The organism is Leucobacter musarum subsp. musarum, from assembly GCF_001273845.1.
Taxonomy (GTDB): Bacteria; Actinomycetota; Actinomycetes; order Actinomycetales; family Microbacteriaceae; genus Leucobacter; species Leucobacter musarum.
Genome location: NZ_JHBW01000098.1, coordinates 1 through 283 on the forward strand (window position 1 = coordinate 1; position 283 = coordinate 283).

The following is a 283-nucleotide window of genomic DNA, read 5'->3' on the forward strand; positions in this document are numbered from 1 at the left end:
CATCCTCAAACACCGTGTCGCGGGGGCTCATTCGGCCGCTTCTTCCAACTCAGACCGCGCGAAAGTCACGTACAGCGTGATCTCGAAGCTCGTCATGTCGTCGTCTTCGGATGTCGGGATGCATACGATCGAGTTGAGTGCGGGAGTGCACCCAAGAAGCACGTTTATCAATCGGTCCCGAGTTAGCTGGAACCCGACCTTGCCATTCGGCTTGGGGTATCCGTCTGCTTCATCGAGCAATTCGCTAATGGCGCTCATTCCGTCACCTCTTCGTCGTTCCAGA

Annotated in this window: 1 protein-coding gene; it reads right to left on the reverse strand. The window is 56.2% G+C overall.

Translation table 11 applies throughout. From position 1 onward, the window contains the following. Window positions 1-27: 27 nt before the first annotated feature. The coding region (locus CH42_RS14315) for a hypothetical protein (RefSeq protein WP_204374555.1) at window positions 28-283 on the reverse strand (256 nt) is incomplete at its 5' end.